The 17,791-nt window shown below is 71.1% G+C and carries 14 protein-coding genes; 6 read left to right on the forward strand and 8 right to left on the reverse strand.

What is annotated here, in order from left to right; genetic code table 11:
- Nucleotides 1-72: 72 nt before the first annotated feature.
- Both gyrA and gyrB read right to left on the reverse strand, forming a co-directional pair.
- The gene (gyrA, locus tag AMR74_RS06980) at nt 73-2,574 is read right to left on the reverse strand and encodes a DNA gyrase subunit A (RefSeq protein ID WP_053771337.1); all 2,502 of its coding nucleotides are present in this window, start codon (nt 2,572-2,574) and stop codon (nt 73-75) included.
- Nucleotides 2,571-4,487 carry a DNA topoisomerase (ATP-hydrolyzing) subunit B gene (gene gyrB, locus AMR74_RS06985; protein WP_053771338.1) on the reverse strand — a complete coding sequence of 639 codons (1,917 nt, stop codon included), beginning with the start codon at nt 4,485-4,487 and terminating at the stop codon, nt 2,571-2,573. Before gyrB ends, gyrA begins: the two co-directional genes overlap by 4 nt.
- A gap of 214 nt (nt 4,488-4,701) precedes the next feature.
- Here gyrB and AMR74_RS06990 point away from each other — a divergent pair, with 214 nt between their 5' ends.
- Nucleotides 4,702-5,913, forward strand: coding sequence for an iron-containing alcohol dehydrogenase family protein (locus AMR74_RS06990; protein ID WP_053771339.1), 1,212 nt, complete (start codon nt 4,702-4,704; stop codon nt 5,911-5,913).
- A 10-nt stretch (nt 5,914-5,923) separates the two neighbouring features.
- Here AMR74_RS06990 and AMR74_RS06995 read toward each other — a convergent pair whose 3' ends face one another.
- From AMR74_RS06995 to AMR74_RS07015, 5 genes are all read right to left on the reverse strand, one after another.
- Nucleotides 5,924-6,304, reverse strand: a complete 381-nt coding sequence (locus AMR74_RS06995; RefSeq protein WP_053771340.1) for a nuclear transport factor 2 family protein — start codon at nt 6,302-6,304, stop codon at nt 5,924-5,926.
- Nucleotides 6,288-7,481: a potassium channel family protein gene (locus AMR74_RS07000; protein WP_053771341.1), complete on the reverse strand. Its 1,194-nt coding sequence runs from the start codon at nt 7,479-7,481 to the stop codon at nt 6,288-6,290. The genes AMR74_RS06995 and AMR74_RS07000 overlap by 17 nt, the downstream gene beginning before the upstream one ends.
- 75 nt (nt 7,482-7,556) lie before the next feature.
- Nucleotides 7,557-8,102, reverse strand: a complete 546-nt coding sequence (locus AMR74_RS07005; protein WP_053771342.1) for a hypothetical protein — start codon at nt 8,100-8,102, stop codon at nt 7,557-7,559.
- Between the two features lie 18 nt (nt 8,103-8,120).
- Nucleotides 8,121-9,059: a methenyltetrahydromethanopterin cyclohydrolase gene (gene mch / locus AMR74_RS07010; RefSeq protein ID WP_053771343.1), complete on the reverse strand. Its 939-nt coding sequence runs from the start codon at nt 9,057-9,059 to the stop codon at nt 8,121-8,123.
- Nucleotides 9,060-9,512: 453 nt separating this feature from the next.
- A complete protein-coding gene (locus AMR74_RS07015) occupies nt 9,513-10,013 on the reverse strand; it encodes a hypothetical protein (protein WP_053771344.1) in 501 nt (166 codons plus the stop codon).
- A gap of 249 nt (nt 10,014-10,262) precedes the next feature.
- On the opposite strand from AMR74_RS07015, the gene AMR74_RS07020 reads away from it, so the two are divergent.
- The 5 genes from AMR74_RS07020 to AMR74_RS07040 all read left to right on the forward strand — a co-directional run bounded on the left by AMR74_RS07020 (nt 10,263) and on the right by AMR74_RS07040 (nt 16,388).
- Nucleotides 10,263-11,018, forward strand: coding sequence for a DUF726 domain-containing protein (locus tag AMR74_RS07020; RefSeq protein ID WP_053771345.1), 756 nt, complete (start codon nt 10,263-10,265; stop codon nt 11,016-11,018).
- Nucleotides 11,019-11,075: 57 nt separating this feature from the next.
- Nucleotides 11,076-11,918 carry a translation initiation factor eIF-2B gene (locus tag AMR74_RS07025; RefSeq protein WP_053771346.1) on the forward strand — a complete coding sequence of 281 codons (843 nt, stop codon included), beginning with the start codon at nt 11,076-11,078 and terminating at the stop codon, nt 11,916-11,918.
- A gap of 91 nt (nt 11,919-12,009) precedes the next feature.
- On the forward strand, nt 12,010-12,990 hold the full coding sequence (locus AMR74_RS07030; RefSeq protein ID WP_053771347.1) for a DUF7260 family protein: 981 nt from the start codon (nt 12,010-12,012) through the stop codon (nt 12,988-12,990).
- A gap of 86 nt (nt 12,991-13,076) precedes the next feature.
- On the forward strand, nt 13,077-15,146 hold the full coding sequence (locus tag AMR74_RS07035) for an AMP-dependent synthetase/ligase (RefSeq protein ID WP_053771348.1): 2,070 nt from the start codon (nt 13,077-13,079) through the stop codon (nt 15,144-15,146).
- Between the two features lie 63 nt (nt 15,147-15,209).
- Complete coding sequence (locus tag AMR74_RS07040; RefSeq protein WP_053771349.1) at nt 15,210-16,388, forward strand: sensor histidine kinase; 1,179 nt, start codon at nt 15,210-15,212, stop codon at nt 16,386-16,388.
- Nucleotides 16,389-16,427: 39 nt separating this feature from the next.
- Here the strand turns inward: AMR74_RS07040 and AMR74_RS07045 are convergent, their stop codons facing one another.
- A complete protein-coding gene (locus AMR74_RS07045; protein WP_053771350.1) occupies nt 16,428-17,750 on the reverse strand; it encodes a tRNA (N(6)-L-threonylcarbamoyladenosine(37)-C(2))-methylthiotransferase in 1,323 nt (440 codons plus the stop codon).
- Nucleotides 17,751-17,791: the final 41 nt, after the last annotated feature.

A 17,791-nucleotide genomic window follows, 5' to 3' on the forward strand; every position in this document is an offset into this window, starting at 1 on the left:
GTCGGGGCGGGAGTTCAACACCGCACACCGCGGCGGTGTGAGCCCGCGAAGAGAAAGTCGGCGTCCGGTCCCCTATTCGTCGTCGGTCTCGGCGTCGTCGTCACCCTCGTCGTCCGCGGCCGCGTGGACCGACTCGGGGACGATGTCGACGGAGGCGACCTCGTCGTCGGGGTCGAGGTTCATCACGATGACCCCCTTCGTGTTGCGGCTCACCGTCGATATCTCCTCGACGCGGGTCCGCATGATCTGTCCGGCGGCGCTCATCGCGATCAGGTGGTCGCCGTGGGTGACCGCCTCGATGGCGACGACCTCGCCGTTGCGGTCGCCGGTCTTGATGTCGACGAGCCCCTTCCCGTTCCGCGACTGCGGGCGGTACTCGTCGAGGTCGGAGCGCTTCCCGTAGCCGTTCTCCGTGACGGTGAGTACCCAGTTGTGGTAGCCGTCGTCGATGGCGGCGACGCCCGCGACGGCGTCGCCCTCGCGGAGGTCGATGGCGATCACGCCGCGGGCCGTGCGGCCCATCGCGCGGGCGTCCGACTCGTCGAAGCGGATCGCCATCCCGTCGCGGCTCCCGATGACGATGTCGCGCTCCCCGTCGGTCACCTCGACGTCGACCAGCTCGTCGCCGTCCTCCAGCCGGATCGCCCGGATCCCGGTCGACCGGATGTTACCGAACTCCTCGACGGCGGTCCGCTTGATGTATCCGTCGCGGGTGACCATCGTGAGGAACTCGTCGTCGTCCAAGTCTTCCGTGTTGACCACCGACTCGATCTCCTCGCCGTCGTCGAGGTCGAGGAGGTTGACCGCGGACTTCCCGCGGGCAGTGCGGGACATCTCCGGGATCTCGTAGGTCTTCAGCTCGTAGATCTGGCCGTGGTTCGTGAAGACGAGCAGGTAGTCGTGGGAGTTGGCCGCGAACACCGAGGAGACGCGGTCGCCCTCCTTGAGCCCGGTGCCGATGATCCCCTTGCCGCCGCGGTTCTGCGCGCGGAACTCGTCCAGCGGCATCCGCTTGATGTAGTCGTCCTCGCTCATCACGACGACCTGCTCCTCTTCCGGGATCAGGTCCTCGTGAGTCACGTCGCCCGCGTCCTCGATGAAGCTCGTGCGGCGCTCGTCGTCGTACTCGGCCTTGATCGCCTGCAGCTCGTCGACGATCACTTGGTCGAGCTCGTCGGGGTCCGAGAGGATGGTCTCCAGCCGCTCGATCCGGGCCTTGACCTCCTCGTACTCTTCCTCGATCTCCGCCGTCTCCATCGACGTGAGCGATCCGAGCTGCATCCGGACGATGTGGGCCGCCTGCGCCTCGGTGAAGTCGAACGCGGACTCCAGCGCGGTCTTCGCGGCGTCGCGGTCGTCGGAGTCCTGGATCGTCTCGACGACGCTGTCGACGTTGTCGAGCGCCTTCAGGCGCCCTTCGAGGATGTGCGCGCGGTCCTCGCGCTCGGCGAGCTCGTGCTCGGAGCGGCGGCGCACGACCTCGCGCCGGTGGTCGACGTAGTGTTCGAGCGTCTGCTTGAGGTCGAGCACCTGCGGCGAGCCGTCGACCAAGGCGAGGTTGATGACGCCGAACGTGCGTTCGAGGTGGCTCTCTAACAGCTGGTTTTTCACCACGTCCGCCATCGCGTCGCGCTTCAGCTCGACGACGATCCGGATCCCGTCGCGGTCGGACTCGTCGCGGAGGTCGCGGATCCCCTCGATGGCGCCCTCGTTTACGTCCTCGGCGATGCGCTCGACCAGCCTGGACTTGTTCTGCTGGAAGGGGAGCTCGCTGATGACGATCCGGCCCTCCTCCTCGTCGACCTCGAACTCCGCGCGGACGCGGATCCGGCCGCGACCGGTCTTGTAGGCCTTGTGGACCGCGTTCCGCCCGACGATGTTCGCGCCGGTCGGGAAGTCCGGCCCCTTGACGTGCTCCATCAGGTCCTCGACGCTCGCGTCGGGCGTCTCGATCAGCTCGACGGTGGCGTCGACCACCTCGCCGAGGTTGTGCGGCGGGATGTTCGTCGACATCCCGACGGCGATGCCCGACGAGCCGTTGACGAGCAGGTTCGGGAACGCGGCCGGGAGCACTTCGGGCTCCTCCAGGCGGTCGTCGTAGTTCGCCTGGAAGTCGACGGTGTCGCGCTCGATGTCCGCCATGAGCTCCTCGGCGATGGGGGCCATCCGGGCCTCCGTGTACCGCATCGCGGCCGGCGGGTCGCCGTCGACCGAGCCGAAGTTCCCCTGGCCGTCGACGAGGGGGTAGCGCATCGAGAAGTCCTGGGCCATCCGCGCGAGCGTGTCGTAGATGGCGCTGTCGCCGTGCGGGTGGTAGTCACCCATCGTCTCGCCCACGACGGAGGAGGACTTGCGGTGCGCGGAGTTGCTCGTCACGCCCGCCTCGTTCATCGCGAAGAGGATCCGGCGGTGGACTGGCTTGAGCCCGTCGCGTACGTCGGGGAGCGCCCGCCCCGCGATGACGGACATCGCGTAGTCGATGTACGACTGCTCCATCTCGTCTTCGATGCGCGCGTTCGTCACCTGCGCGGCGCGCACGTCGCCGGGGTCGGCGTCGGGACTTTCCGAGCTCATATGTCCACCCACTCCGCTTCGGTCGCGTGCTCCTTGATGAACTGCTTCCGCGGCTCGACCGCGTCGCCCATCAGCACGTTGAACATGCGGTCCGCGGCGGCCGCGTCGTCGACGTTAATGCGCTTGAGACGCCGGTTTTCCGGGTCCATAGTGGTATCCCACAGCTGGTCGGGGTTCATCTCGCCGAGCCCCTTGAACCGCTGGACCTGCGTCGGGTTGCCGTCGCACTTCTCCTCGATGATCCGGTCGCGCTCCGCCTCGGTCATCGCGTCGTACGTGTTCCCGCGGTAACGGACGCGGTACAGCGGGGGCTGGGCCGCGTACACGTAGCCGGCCTCCAGGAGGGGCTTCATGTGGCGGTACAGCAACGTGAGAAGCAGCGTCCGGATGTGGGCGCCGTCGACGTCGGCGTCCGTCATCAGGATGATCTTGTTGTACCGGACGTCGTCGATGTCGAACTCCTCGCCGATGCCCGCGCCGATCGCGGTGATCAGCGCGCGGATCTCGTCGTTCTCTAAGATCCGGTCGAGGCGGTGTTTCTCGACGTTGAGTATCTTCCCCTTCAGCGGGAGGATCGCCTGGTTCTCGCGGTTGCGGCCCTGCTTCGCGGAGCCGCCCGCGGAGTCGCCCTCGACCACGAACAGCTCCGCCTCCCCCGGGTCGCGGGTCTGACAGTCGGCGAGCTTCCCGGGCAGCGCGGTGGATTCGAGCGCCGACTTCCGGCGGGTGAGCTCCTCGGCCTTCTTCGCGGCCTTCCGGGCGCGCGCGGCCTCGGCGGCCTTGTGGACGACCTTCTCCGCCGTGTCGGGGTTCTCCTCGAAGAAGGTGCCGAGCTTCTCGTGGGTCGCGGACTCGACGACGCCGCGCACCTCGCTGTTGCCGAGCTTCGTCTTCGTCTGCCCCTCGAACTGCGGGTCGGGGTGTTTCACCGAGACGACCGCGGTGAGGCCCTCGCGCACGTCCTCCCCTTTGAGGTTCGCGTCGAGGTCGTCGACGAGCCCGTGCTCGTTGGCGTAGTCGTTGACCGTCCGCGTGAGCGCGGTCTTGAAGCCGGTGAGGTGGGTGCCGCCCTCGCGGGTGTTGATGTTGTTCGCGAACGCGTGGACGGAGCCCTGGAGCTCCTCGGTCGCCTGCATCGCGACCTCGACCTGGACGCCGTCGGTCTCGTCCTCGAAGTAGATGACCTCCTCGTGGATCGGCGAGCGCGTCTCGTTGAGGTACGCGACGAACTCGCGGATCCCGCCGTCGTACTTGAACGTCTCCGCGGTGTCGTCGCGGTCGTCGACGAGACGGATCTCGACGCCGGAGTTGAGGAAGGCGAGCTCGCGGAGCCGGTTCGCGAGCGTCGACGTCTGGAACTCCGTCGTCTCGAATATCTCCGCGTCGGGCCAGAATCGGATCTCCGTCCCGGTCGACTCGTCGCCGTCCATGTCGCGGACGCGCTCGAACCCGTCCTCCGCGGGCTCTCCCCCGGCGAACCGGTGGCGGAAGACGCCGCCGTCGCGCTTGACCTCGACCTCCAAGCGCTCGGAGAGCGCGTTGACGACGCTGACGCCGACGCCGTGGAGCCCCCCCGAGACCTGGTACGACTTGGAGTCGAACTTCCCGCCGGCGTGGAGGACGGTCAGGATGACCTCCAGCGCGGGCCGGTCGTACTCCTCGTGGGTGTCGACCGGGATCCCGCGCCCGTCGTCGCTGACGGAGACGGAGCCGTCCTCGTGGATCCGCACCTCGATCTCCTCGCAGTACCCCGCGAGCGCCTCGTCGATGGAGTTGTCGACTACCTCGTAGACGAGGTGGTGGAGCCCTCGACCGTCCGTCGACCCGATGTACATCGCCGGTCGCTTACGGACGGCCTGTAGGCCCTCGAGGACCTGGATTTGGCCGGCTCCGTATTCACTCTGCTCTGACATAGGAACTTACTACCGCTAATCGCTGTCGGGTTATAAAGCCGGCGCACGCGCGCGGGCGTGAGCGGCGACCGCCGTCGGACCCACGAGACGCGATCGGCACCGCCGACGGACCCACGAGACGCGATCGGCACCGCCGACGGACCCACGAGACGCGGTCGTCGCGTGTGTAACGTTCCCACAGCTACAAGCCGTGCCCCCGCGTACCGATCGCCGAATGCTACCGATCGCGGACTCCTTCGAACACGTTCACCGCGGCTGCGAGATCCGGTACGGACGGGGGCGAATCGCCGACCTCGGGGGCTGGCTCGCCGAGCGCGGCCTCGACGACGCCCTGGTCGTCTGCGGTTCGAACACGGGCGCGAACGACGCGCTGATGGACCCGATACGGGGCGGGCTCGGCGACCGGCTCGCCGGCGTCTTCGACGGGACGACCCCCGACAAGCGGGTCGAGACCGCCTACGACCTGCTGGACGCCCGGGCCGAGGTCGGGGCCGACGTCCTCGTCGCGGTCGGCGGCGGCGCGAGCCTTGATATCGCGCGACAGGCGACGCTGCTCGCAGCCGACGGCCGCGACCTCGACGACCTCCGCGCCGACGCGGAGGCGGGGGCGGACGCGCTCGGCGACCTCGCGCCCGAGAGCGGTCCGGCGGTGCCCTTCGTCGTGGTGCCGACGACGTTCGCGGGCGCGGACGTCTCCACGGGCGGGTCCCTGGAGGTCTTCTCCGCCGACGAGTCGCCGACCGGCCAGCCGGTGACCGTCAGCGGGAGCGGCGCGTGGCCGATCGCGGACGTGGCCGACCCGGCGCTGTTCGAGACGACGCCGACCTCGGTGCTGGCCGGGTCGGCGATGAACGGCTTCGACAAGGGGATCGAGACGCCGTACGCCCGCGACGCCGACCCGGTGAGCGACGCGGCCGCGGTCCACGGGCTCCGGCTCCTCTCCGACGCGCTGCCCCGCGTGGCCGGCGACCGACCGGGCGGCGAGGACGCGACGGACCGCGCGGTGGTGGGGTCGCTGCTCGTCCAACTGGACCGCAAGATCAGCGTGATCCACGCGTTCGGGCACGGGTTCGCCCGGCGCTACGACGTCCAGCAGGGCGCGATCCACGCCGTCGTCGCGCCGCACGCGCTGGCGTACCTCTTCGACGAGGTCGACGCGAGCCGCCGGGCGCTCGCGGCCGGGCTGGGGGTCCCGACCGACGGGCGCGACGACGGCGCGATCGCCGAGGACGTGGTCGAGGCGGTCGACGACGTCCGCGGTGCGCTCGACGTGCCGAGCCGGCTCCGAGACCTCCCCGAGACGGACGAGGCGGACCTCCCGGCGATCGCGGAGTTCGTCGCCGAGGACCCGCCGATGGAGCGCGCGCCGGCCGACCTCGACGCGACCGCGACGGGGATCCTCGGCGTGTTGCGCGCGGCCTGGTAAAGAGAGGGCCTCAGTCGTCCGCCGCCGCGTACGTCTCCAGCGCGGTCAGCCGTCCGTCCGCCGCGTCGAACACGTCGACGAACGCGAACAGGGCCTCGCCGTCGGCGTCGAGCAGTCGGCCGCGGACGGCCACGCCGGGGCCGGACGGGTACACGCCGTCGACAGCGTGGGTCGTGTCGGTGTTCGGCCGCTCGTCGCGCATGAACGCGACGAAGCGCTCGCGCCCCTCGAAGGTGCGGTCGGGGCGCCGCTGGACGAAATCCGGGTCGAGCAGCGACGCGAGCCGGTCGTACTCGCCCGCGTCGAGCGCGTCGTAGTAGGCGCGCGCGAGGGCGGCCGGGTCCGAGGGCGTCGCCTCCGCTCGCTCCCCGCCCTCACGCCGCGAGGGCATGGAACTCCTCCGCCGAGGTCCGGGTCCCCTTCGAGATGATCACGTCGCCGCCCCGGAGGGTGGTGTCGATGTCGGGACCGATCAGCCAGCCGTCGTCCGGGCGGCGGATCGCGAGGACGCTCGTCGAGATGTCCGTCGCGGGCACGCCGTCGACGACCGCGGTCCCGTCGAGGTCGCTCCCCGCGCCGACCTCGGTCCGGGTGATGATCTCGTCGGACTCCTGGACGGCCATCTCCACGACCGGGTGGACGTCGAGGTCGCGGCGGACCCCCTCGGTGATCGCCAGCGCGGCGTCGGATATCTCCTCGGTCGCGACGCCGAGGTGGATGAGCCCGCGCAGCGACACCGGGTCGTCGGCCTCGGCCGCGGCGCGGAGCGTCCACGCCTCGAAGCGCGACTGGAGCGCGTCGACCTCCACCTCGAGGTTGCTCACCTCCTCCGCCAGCTCCTCGTTGTCGAAGAGGACGGAGCCGTACGCGAGGTCGACCGCGAGCTCCGAGAGGTTCTTCATCAACACGATCGAGTCGACCGCGCGTTCGAGGTCGTCGATCCCGGGCTCGGCCGCGGGCCGCGGCTCGAACGGCTCGCCGCTCAGCTCGGGGACCACGTCCGCGACGCCGGCCTCGGGGCCGCGCAGGAGCGTCACGTCGCCCGCCTCAAGCCGGGTGGTCGGCCCGGGGTTGAGGATCCAGTCCTCGTCGCGCCGGACCGCGATGACGCGGACGCCGGTCTCCGACTCGAGGTCGATGTCGTCGAGCGTCCGGCCGGCGTACGCCGAGTCGGCCGTCGCGGTCGCGCGGACGAGCGTCTCGACGCCCGCCGAGAGCGCGCCGCGCATCGCGTCGGGGAGCCCGATCTCCTCGGTGACGATCTTTGCGATGTCGCCCGCGGCGTCGGCCACCTTGTCGGCGGCGGCGATGACGCCGAGGACCGGCGCGAGCGTCTCCGCCTCGGTCGGGTTCCGCGCCGCGAGCATCAGGCTCATCCGGGCGCGCAGCTGGAGCACGTCCATCCGGTGTTCCAGCTCGACGACCTCGTGCGCGACCGTCGGGCTCCCGTGGAGGACCGCCGAGTACGACAGGTCGATCAGCAGCTCCGCCGTGTCCTTCATCTCGACGAGCAGGTCCTTGACGCTCGTCGGCTCGTAGCGGACCGTGCGCCCGTCGAAACGTCCCATGCGACTCCCTCTCCGGCGGCGAGTAAAAGGCTTGTTGCGGGGACGACGGGGCGGTCGGAGGCCCCTCCGACCGGCTCAGAGCGCGTCGCCGGCGACGTACCCGGCGTCTGTCAAAGGCCCCTCCGACCGCTCCGTCGCGTCCGGGTCGCCGCCGACCGGCGCGGCGAGGTCGACGAGCGCGAGCCACCCGAGGAGGCGGGCGGCGCGGTCGCGCCACGCGGCCTCCCAGTCGGGGTTGCGCGCCCTGTCGTGGCGCGGGACCCGGTCGCGGGTGGCCGCGAAGAGGTCGTCGGGCGTCAAGGGGGCCTCCGGCGAGGCCTCGCGCAGCGCGGCGAGCGCCTCCGGGACGAGGAGGACCTCCTCGCGGAGCCCCTCGCGGACGCGCTCGGATGTCGGCTCGGCGTCGGCGCGGACGAAGCCGCGCGGGGTCTCCTCGACCAGGTCGAGCGCGCGCAGGAAGGCGAGCCAGTCGTTCGCGGTCTGCCGGTCGGGGAGGTCGCGGCGCCGACGAAGTCGAGCGCAGCAGTCGTCGGTGTCGCCCGGCACGAGCGGGACCGCGCGCTGGTACTCGCGGAGCGCGTCGAGGTCGGCCGGGGGGTCGGGGACGGGCTTGAGTCGCATCGGCGGCCTCGCGGGCGCTCAGCGGTAGCCGAACGACTCCGCGAGCAGTTCCTCGTCGGTCTCGCCGACGGTGTAGACGGGGCCGTCGACCACGTCGACGGTGACCTGCGCCGGGGCGAAGACGCTCTCGGGCACGTCGTAGAAGTCCCAGTCCGCGTCCTCGAACACCTCCACGAAGGGCGTCCCGTACTCCTCGCCGGCGGTCGAGACGATTTCGTCGAAGCGGTCGTCGTCGCGGGCGACCTGGAGGTGGACTTCGCCGCCGTACGCGAGCGCGTCGTTCGTGCGCCCCATCGCCTCCGTCTCGTCGCGGGTCGCGGGCGCGAGCGGCGCGGACCCCGAGGCGTGGAGCACGTCCGTGGGCTCGTAGCCGATCTCCAGCAGGCGGAAGACGGCGAGCTCGGCGGCGCGGGCCGCCGTGGTGACGGAGCCCGCGGTCGAGCCGGTGGCGAACGCCGGGAGGAACACGCCGTCGGTGTCGACCTCGGCCAGCTCCGCGACCTGCTCGGCCACTGCCTCGTCGGGCAGCGCCGTCGACTCGACCGCCAGCGTGGCGAACTCCGAGGAGTCGTAGTAGCCGACGCGCTCGAACTCGGTCTCGCGGCCGACGAGCGCGCGGGCCGGCCCGGAGCCGAGCCCCTCGAAGCCGCCCTCGGTCGTGATCTCCCAGCCCGCCTTCTGCGAGCACAGCAGCGCGACAGCGGGGTGGTCGGTCGACAGCTCGACGTACTGGCGGGGCGCGCCCGCGAGCTCGCCCATCCGGGTCTGGAGGTTCGCCAGCCCGGCGGTCTGTATCTCCGCGAGGAGCAGTCCCGCCTCGACGCCGCCGGCCGCGTCGACACCGAAGTCGACGACCGTGGCGCCGTTGTCAAGCTCGTAGCCGACGACGTCCAGCTCGCCGGCGAAATCGAGCGCCTCGTCGACCAGCTCGATCGCGGTCCGGTTGATGCTCTCCATGTCCCGGCCTACTCGCTCACCGTTTAAGCCGTTTGGCTGTTCGGCTCGCGGGCCGCGCGTGACTCTGCGAGATGGTCCGCATCGCTGAATCAGGCGGTGGCGCGTGCCTCTGAGTGGCCGCCTTCGGCGGCCGCGAGGAGCACGCGCGAGGGAGTCAGTCGTCCGAAGCGAAGCGAGGACGACTGACGAGGCTGGGGAGGCGTGAGGTGCTGTGCGGGGTGGGAATCAAAGGGGCAGCCGCGAGGACCCCGTAGGCGACGCAAGCACCGCAACGAGAGAGCGAAGCGACGAGTGAGGAGCGCAGCGAGCGTACGGGGTCCTCGCGGCTGGGGCTTTGGGGTGTCTGCCGCGGCGGTAGCAACGTATCGCCGAGCGGCTGGGGCTTTAGCGGTGTTCTCCGGCGATCCGCTCTCAGTCGTTCGCGAGTAGTCGAAGAGAGCTTCAGACGTGTACTCACCAGAAGCCGCCGTCGGAGTCGCTCGGGCCACCGGCCTCGCCGGGACCGGACGGCCCGCGGGGACCGCTCGGGCGCGGGTCGGGGTCGATCGCGACGGGCTCCGACTCCGCTGCGGGGTCGATTTCCCGTCCCTCCTCGAAGCGGACGAACGAGAGGTAAAAGGCCTCGCCGCAGCCGACGCCGTCCGCGTCCGGCTCGCGATAGGGCTCGTCGCCGCCGACATCGGTGCCGCGGACACCGTCGTGGGGATCCCAGTCGACGCCGTCGCTCTCGCCGCAGACGAACCGGACGCCGTCGGCTTCGACCGCGTCGTCCGCGTCCTCGCCGTCGTCCGCATCGTCGTCTCCCGCCTCGGCGTCGAACGGCTCCGTCGGCGCGACGTACGTCCATCCCTCCAGCGGGTACGGGGTCACCGACTTGTCCGCGAGGTACCCCTCGCGTTCGAGCGCGACGAGCGTCCCGCAGTGGGGACAGTAGTACGTGACCGGGTAGCTCATACTCCTCGTAGGGGAGCGACCGATATACAGCCGTCGCCGCGTCAGCTATTTGATCGTTCGGGGCGAGGGATCGGTATCTCCTCCGACACCTCACGAGACGGCGCCGACGACGCGGGCGGTCTCATCACCCGACGCCGACTCCTCTACGGCGTCGCGGGCGGCGTCGGGCTCCTCGGCGGCGGCGGCCTCTACGTCGCGAACGCGCTCGACGGCGACTTCGGCGGGTACGACGCGCCGGAGACGCAGCCGATGGTGTCGACGCGCGGGCGCCTCGACGCCGCCGACCCGACCGAGCGCTCGGGGTCGTGGGCGTTCGGCGGCGCCGACTCCGTGGTCCTGTACGTCCACGGGCTGGGCGCGGACGCCGAGTCGGCGCGCGACCAGGCGTACACCGCTCGACTCGCGCTCGCCGCGGCGACGGGCGAGGAGACGGGGACCGACGCGGCGGCAGCGGGCGACGCCGCGGTCGGGGGCACCCGCCCGGTGATCGGCTACTCGTGGGCGTCGAACGTCGACTGGGGGCCGGCGAAGGAGACCGCCGACGCCAACGCCGCGCCGCTCGCGGACTGGCTGACGGCGTGGGCGGACGAGGACGGCCGGCCGGTCCACCTGTTCGCCCACTCGCTCGGGGCCCGCGTGACGGGGGCGACGCTCCGGGAGCTGGCGGCCCGCGGGCGGACGGGCGTCCTCGCCTCGGCGTCGCTGTTCGGCGGCGCGGTCCCGGACGAGAGCGTCGGGGCCGACGGGCGGTACGGGGAGGCGATCGCGGCGCTCGACGCCCCCGTCTACAGCTTCCACAGCCGGAACGACCGCGTTCTCGGCTGGGTGTACCGCGCGTCGGACCGGACCCGGGCGGTCGGCCACGGCGGGCTCCCGGAGTCGGCGACCGCGCCGGACGGCTACGCCGACGTCGACGTCACCGACCTGGTCGCGGACCACTACTCGTACGTCGAGCCCGAGGCGGGGTGCGTGCCGCGCGCGGTGGAGCGTCTCGGGCTCGAATAGTCGGCGCGCCGACGCGTCCCCGGAACCCCTTTTACGAGCGCGGTCGACCGTTGGGGCATGATCGACGAGACCGTCGCCGAGATCCGGGCGATGCGGACCCACAGCACGTCCGCGGTGGCCGTGAAGGCGACACGGTCGCTCGCGGACCTGCTGGACCGCGAGTACGTGACCGTCGACGAGTTCGAGCGCGACCTCGAACACAACGCGGGCGTCTTGCGCCGCTCGAACCCCTCCCACGCGGCGCTCCACAACGCGATGCGCGAGGTCGAGCGCTCGATCGTCGGCGAAGCGACGAGCGTCGAGGGCGCGAAACAGCTGCTGGAGGACGTGATCGCCCGCGTGGTCGACGACATCGAGACGGCCAAGGGGGAGGCGGCCGCCAACGCGGCCGAACACCTCGACGACGGCGACACGCTGCTCGTCCACGACTACTCGACGACCGTGCTCGAAGCCATCGAGGACGCCGCCCGCGACGGCGCCCACCTCACCGTCTACGTCACCGAGGCGCGCCCGCGGACCCTCGGGCGCAAGACCGCGCGCGTCCTCGCCGGGATGTCGCGCGTCGAGACGCGGATGGTCGTCGACGGCGCGATGGGGTACGCGCTCCGCGACTGCGACCGCGTCCTGCTGGGGATCACCTGCATCACCGGCGGGACCTACTACAACCGCGTCGGCACGTTCCCGCTGGTCGTCACCGCCCGCGAGCTCGGCGTGCCCGTCACCGCGGTCGGCTCGGGCGCGAAGACCATCGAGGAGTTCCGGTTCGAAAACGAGTTCCGCGACGCCGTCGAGGTGATGCGCGAGCCCGTCGAGGACGTGGAGATCGAGAACCCGAGCTACGACGCCACGCCGATCGGGATGGTCGACACCGTGATAACCGACGACGGCGTCCGGAACTGACCCCGGAGCCGGGACAGAAGCCGCCGTTGACCGGCCAACGCCGCCGACGAGACCAAAACGCTTTGTGTGTGTACCGTGTTAACAGACCCAAATGACTGTTCAGCCGGGTTCGGCGGCGGTGTTTCAGATCCCCGATCGGGGACTGACGGAGGGGTGTTCGAGCGGCTGGTGCGAGCTGGGCGCGATCGCGACGGAACCGGGGGTCGTCACGGCGGTCGCGCTCGTCGGGGTGCTCACGCTGCTCGCGTTCGCGTACGTCCGGGACGCCGAGTCCGCCTGCCGCCGCGAGCGCCGCCGCGTCCTCGACGAGCGGGACGCGTTCGAGTCGTTCGCCGACCGCGTGTCGCGGATCGACGCCGTCTCCGTCGCGGCGGACGCGACGCCGACCGGGGTGCCGGCCGGCGCCCTCCGTCGGATCGACGGCGACGGCGGCGACCCGCCGGGCGGGGGGCCGAGCGGCCGGAGCGTCACCCTCAGGCGGGTGATGGCCGCGTACCGCGACACGGTCATGTCGCTGCCGCACTACCGGGCCGAGTACGACGAGACGCCCGCGGAGAGCCTGGCGGCCGAGCTCGGGCCCGACGCGGCGACCGCGCTGGCGACCGACGGCGCCCTGTCGAGCGGCGCACAGTCGGCGCTCGTCGACCGGAGCCGGCGCGCCGCGGACGCCCGCGAGCGGCTCGCCGACGCGATCGGGACGGAGATCGACGAGCTCGACGACCGCGAGGCGGCGCTGTCGGCGATCGATCGACGCCGCCGGTGCCTGGTCGGCCACCTGGACGGGATCCGGTCTGACGGCGAGGCCGACGCGGCGATAGACGTCTGGAACCGACTGACGGATTTGGAACGGGAGTGCGACGAACTCGCCGCCGACCGGCAGCGCTCGCTCGACGACCCGCCGCTGACCCCGGAGTCGCCGCTCGACGGGGAGAGCGGCCACCCGTTCCACGACTACCTCTACGGCGCCGAGGACGGACCTCGCTACCCGGTGTTGGCGCAGGTCGCGGAGATAGCCGACGAAGTCCGCGCGGACAGGGACCGCGTCGGCAGACGGATCGCCGGCAGCGACTGACTGCCGACGCGGGAAGCGGAGGAGGTGGCGGCGAGAAACTACAAACTACCGGTTTGTTTATGAAGGTAGGGCGGGACTGAGGGTGTATGAGTTGGCAAGCGGCGGAACGAGCGTTCACGGACGAGGCCATCGCCCGGGAGACGCTCCCCGAGATGTTCGAACGCACCGCGGAGCGGCACGCGGACCGGATCGCTCAGCGGTACAAGGGCGGCACCTACAACCGGTCGCTCGTCGCCGCCGGGGTGGTTCCGCCGGCGCCGGCCGGCGACTACGCCGACCTGACGTACGCCGAGATGCGCGGGATAGTCCGGAACCTCGCGGCCGGGTTCCGCGAGTTGGGCGTCGACGCCGACACGCGAGTGGCGATGTACTCGCAGACCCGCATGGAGTGGGCCCAGACCGACTTCGCGGCGCTGGCCGCGGGCGCCGTCGTGACGACGGTGTACGCCTCGTCGTCGCCGAGCCAGTTGCGCTACCTGCTGGAGGACCCGGAGGCGACGGTCGTCGTCGCCGAGAACGCCGAGATGCTGGCGGACGTGCTCGCGGTACGCGGCGACCTCGACCACGACCTCGACGCGATAGTGACCGTCGACGAGGTCGACGGCGACGCGGTCGAGGCCGACGACCTCGACGACGTGTACGGCCTCGGTGACGTCCACGAGCTCGGCGCCGAGGCGTTCGACAAGGCGACCTACGAGGGGTGGGTCGACGCGGTCGAGGTCAACGACCTCGCCAGCCTGATATACACCTCGGGAACCACCGGGAAGCCGAAGGGCGTCCGGCTCACGCACGCGAACTTCCGCGACAACGTCTCGCAGTGCTACCGGCGCTTCGCCGACCGGCCCGACCGCGACCCGTCGGTCCCCGGGATCTCCGCCGAGTCGACCACGCTCTCGTTCCTGCCCCTCGCGCACGTCTTCGAGCGGATGGCCGGCCACTACATGATGTTCGCCGCGGGCGCGACGGTCGCCTACGCCGAGAGTCCGGACACGCTCCGGGAGGACTTCGGGCTCGTGCGCCCGACGACGACGACCAGCGTCCCGCGGGTCTACGAGAAGCTGTACGACGCGATCCGCGAGCAGGCGAGCGAGTCGCCCGTCAAGGAACGCATCTTCGAGTGGGCGGTCGACGTGGGGCGCGCCCACCACGAGGCCGACAGTCCCGGCCCCCTGCTCGACGCCAAGCGGGCGGTCGCCGACCGGCTCGTCTTCTCGTCGGTCCGCGAGGCGATCGGCGGCAACATCGAGTTCTTCATCTCGGGCGGCGGGTCGCTGTCGGCCGAGCTGTGCGCGCTGTACCACGCGATGGACCTCCCGATCCTGGAGGGGTACGGGCTGACCGAGACCTCGCCGGTCATCAGCGTCAACCCGCCCGAGGAGCCGAAGGTCGGCACCATCGGGCCGCCGGTGGTCGACACCGAGATAGCGATCGACGGCTCCGTCGTCGGCGAGGAGGTCGCCGACCTCGCCGGCGACGTCGGCGAGCTGCTCGTCCGCGGCCCGCAGGTGAGCGACGGCTACTGGAACCGCCCGGACGCGACCGCGGAGGCGTTCGTCGACGCGGACGAGCTTCCCCCCGACGTCGTGACCGCCGGGACCCCGGCCGACGAGCGCATCGGCGTCGGCGGGTCGGACGACGGGGGCGACGCGGAGGCCGCCGCCGCGGAGCCGTGGTTCCGCACCGGCGACATCGTCCAGCTCCGCCCGGACGGGTACGTCGCCTTCCGCGAGCGCGCCAAGCAGCTGCTCGTGCTCTCGACCGGCAAGAACGTCGCGCCCGGGCCGATCGAGGACCGATTCGCCGCCAACGAGTTCGTCGAGCAGTGCGTCGTCCTCGGCGACGGCCGGAAGTTCGTCTCGGCGCTCATCGTCCCGAACTTCGAGCGGGTGGCGGCGTGGGCCGACGAGAACGGGGTCGACCTCCCCGAGGACCGCGCGGCGGTCTGCCGCGACGACCGCGTCCGGGAGCGCATCCAGGCGGAGGTCGACCGCGTGAACGAGGAGTTCGAGTCCTACGAGAAGATCAAGCAGTTCCGCCTCGTCGAAGAGGAGTTCACCGAGGCGAACGACCTGCTCACGCCGACGATGAAGAAGAAGCGGCGGAACATCCTGGACCGGTTCGCCGACGAGGTCGAGATGATCTACGACGACGGCTGACCTCGGCCGTCGCGGACGTTCCGTCGGGAAACCCATAACCGTCGTGGGGGAGTACGGTGCCCGATGGCTTCCATCGTCACCCCCCGAGTCGGGTTCGCCGCGCTCGGCACCCTGTGTGCCGGGCTCGGCGCCGGCCACTTGGCGTCGCAGGGGGGAGGCGTGGGCCCGCTGCTCGAATCGGCGTTGATCGTCGGGCTCTCCGGCTTCGTCTTCTACACGGTGTACGACCTCCCGGGCTGGGGTATCTCCCACTCTGGGCGGTGGCGAGCGGTCCGGATCGCCGCCCTCACCGCCCTCTCGTTCGCCTCGCTCGCCGGCGTCGTCTGGCTCATCTGGCTGCTCGAACACCACGCGTTCAAGCTCCCCTTCCTGATCGCGTTCGCCACGAGCCTCGGCGCGGCGGTCGGGTCCCGGGCGGGGCCGTACGCGGTGAAGGCCGACGAGCAGCTCGCGGAGGCGCAGGAGCTGGCGACCCTGCTCTCGATCAACGACCGCGTGCTGCGCCACAACATCCGGAACGAGCTGTCGGTCGCGCTTGGCTACCTCGACGGGATCGAGGACGTGGAGGACGACGCGGAAGTCGCGGAGCGCGCCGCGATCGTTCGCGACCACCTGTCGGAGCTCTCCGAGACGAGCGAGCGGACGCGCCGCATCGCGTCGATCTGGCGGACCGGGTCGCTCCAGTCGTTCGATCTCGTCCCCCTCGTTCGGGAGCGGGTGGACCGGGTGACCGCGGAGGACCCCGAGGCGGCGATCGAGACGGAGCTACCGGATCGGCGTATCGTCCGCGCGCACCCGTCGCTGCCGCTCGCGTTCGAGGAGGCGCTCCGGAACGCGGTCGAGCACAACGGCGACGACGTGACCGTCACGGTGTGCGTGGGACGCGACGGCGACGCGACGACCCTCGTCGTCGCGGACACCGGCGGCGGGCTTCCGGCGACCGACCGAGAGACGCTTCAGAACGCCGAAGAGACGCCGCTCGAACACGCCGAGGGACTCGGGCTGTGGCTGATCTACTGGACGGTGACCCGGGGCGGCGGGGCGGTCGAGTTCGCGGAGAACGACCCGCGCGGGACCGTCGTCCGGATCCGGCTCCCGGACCGCCCGGAATCCGACGGCCCGAGCGGGCCCGTCCCGGAGGCCGCCGAACTCAGGAGACGAGCGAGACGGGCCGCGATGTGGGGGGACCCGGACGTCGCGGGCGTCGGAACGGGGGACCCGGAAGCGGACGAGTCCGCCTGAGCCCCGCATCGCCCGGTTAGAACGAGGTGCCTCGGACCATCACGCGGACGAGGCCGTCGACTCGGGCCGGTCGTCCCGCTCGACGTCGCCGTCGACGGGGTCGCGCCCGGTCACCACGGGGTCGCCGAACGCGTACACGGTGTTGTGCCCGGTGACCTCGACCGTGACGAAGTCGCCGACTTCGACCCCGCGCTCGGCGGCGTTCTGGACGATTATCTGTCGGTAGGCGCCGTCGCGGCACTTCACGGAGTCGCCGGTGCCCTCCTCGACGACGAGGGCCTCGAACGTCTCGCCGACCATCGACTCGTACGCCTCGCCGACGACCTCCATCTTCAGCTCGGACATCGCCTTCGAGCGCTCTTTCTTGACCGTCCCGCCGAGGCCCTTCATGTCGGCGGCGTCGGTGCCGGGGCGCTTCGAGAAGCGGGTGACGTTGATCTTCTCCGGGCGGACCTCGGCGAGGAGGTCCATCGACAGCTCGTGGTCGGCCTCGTCCTCGGTGGGGAAGCCGACGATGAAGTCCGTCGAGAGCGTCCAGTGGTCGAGCCGGTCGTCGAACGTCGCGACGACCTCGCGGAACTTGTCGACGCGGTGCTGCCGGCGCATGTCCGCAAGCACGTCGTCGGAGCCGGACTGGACCGGCGCGTGGATGAAGTCGTACAGCTCCTCGTTCGCGGCGAACACGTCGGCCAGCTCCTCGTGGATCCCGTGGATGCCGCCGGGGTTCGCCATGCCCAGCCGGACCCGGAAGTCGCCGTCGATGTCGCAGATCCGGTCGAGCAGCTCCGGGAGCTTCCGCTCGCCGTCGTCCCAGCCGTAGACGCCCGTGTCCTGGCCGGTGACGCGGATCTCCTTCGCGCCGGCGTGAACGAGGGCGCGGGCCTTCTCGACGTTCTCCTCGACCGACGGCGAGTCGACGCGACCGGTGGCGAACTTAGTGATACAGTACGAGCAGTTGCTCATACAGCCGCGCGCGATGGGGAGGATGCCGACGACGCCGTCGAGGACCGGCTCCGCGTCGGGCGTGACCGTCGGGCACTCCCCGTTGAGCACGTATTCGGGGACCTCGTCCCAGTGGAGGATCTCGGCGTCGACGTCCGCCTCGTCGAACAAGTCGCCCTGCGCGAGCGCCATACAGCCGGTGACGACGAGTTCGGCGGTCGTCTCGGCCAGCTCCTCCGCGCGCCGAAGCATGTTGCGCTCGGTCTTCTCGACGACGGTACAGGTGTTGAGGATGGCGACGTCCGCGTCGTCGGGGCCGTCGGCCGGTCGGTGCCCGCCGTCGCGGAGGGCGCGCTCGATCTCCCGGCTCTCTCCCCGGTTCGAGCTACAGCCGTAGGTTTCGATGTGGTACGTCGCCATCGGAGTGCCCTCACTACCGGTCGCGGGGGCAAAAGCGCGAC

The sequence above is a fragment of the Halorubrum tropicale genome, assembly GCF_001280455.1.
Lineage (GTDB): Archaea > Halobacteriota > Halobacteria > Halobacteriales > Haloferacaceae > Halorubrum > Halorubrum tropicale.

Coding starts and splice junctions, on each gene's coding strand:
- gyrA (WP_053771337.1), bottom strand. CDS start 2,574: ATGAGCTCGGAAAGTCCCGACGCCGACCCCGGCGACGTGCGCGCCGCG.
- gyrB (WP_053771338.1), bottom strand. CDS start 4,487: ATGTCAGAGCAGAGTGAATACGGAGCCGGCCAAATCCAGGTCCTCGAG.
- AMR74_RS06990 (WP_053771339.1), top strand. CDS start 4,702: ATGCTACCGATCGCGGACTCCTTCGAACACGTTCACCGCGGCTGCGAG.
- AMR74_RS06995 (WP_053771340.1), bottom strand. CDS start 6,304: ATGCCCTCGCGGCGTGAGGGCGGGGAGCGAGCGGAGGCGACGCCCTCG.
- AMR74_RS07000 (WP_053771341.1), bottom strand. CDS start 7,481: ATGGGACGTTTCGACGGGCGCACGGTCCGCTACGAGCCGACGAGCGTC.
- AMR74_RS07005 (WP_053771342.1), bottom strand. CDS start 8,102: ATGCGACTCAAGCCCGTCCCCGACCCCCCGGCCGACCTCGACGCGCTC.
- mch (WP_053771343.1), bottom strand. CDS start 9,059: ATGGAGAGCATCAACCGGACCGCGATCGAGCTGGTCGACGAGGCGCTC.
- AMR74_RS07015 (WP_053771344.1), bottom strand. CDS start 10,013: ATGAGCTACCCGGTCACGTACTACTGTCCCCACTGCGGGACGCTCGTC.
- AMR74_RS07020 (WP_053771345.1), top strand. CDS start 10,263: ATGGTGTCGACGCGCGGGCGCCTCGACGCCGCCGACCCGACCGAGCGC.
- AMR74_RS07025 (WP_053771346.1), top strand. CDS start 11,076: ATGATCGACGAGACCGTCGCCGAGATCCGGGCGATGCGGACCCACAGC.
- AMR74_RS07030 (WP_053771347.1), top strand. CDS start 12,010: ATGACTGTTCAGCCGGGTTCGGCGGCGGTGTTTCAGATCCCCGATCGG.
- AMR74_RS07035 (WP_053771348.1), top strand. CDS start 13,077: ATGAGTTGGCAAGCGGCGGAACGAGCGTTCACGGACGAGGCCATCGCC.
- AMR74_RS07040 (WP_053771349.1), top strand. CDS start 15,210: ATGGCTTCCATCGTCACCCCCCGAGTCGGGTTCGCCGCGCTCGGCACC.
- AMR74_RS07045 (WP_053771350.1), bottom strand. CDS start 17,750: ATGGCGACGTACCACATCGAAACCTACGGCTGTAGCTCGAACCGGGGA.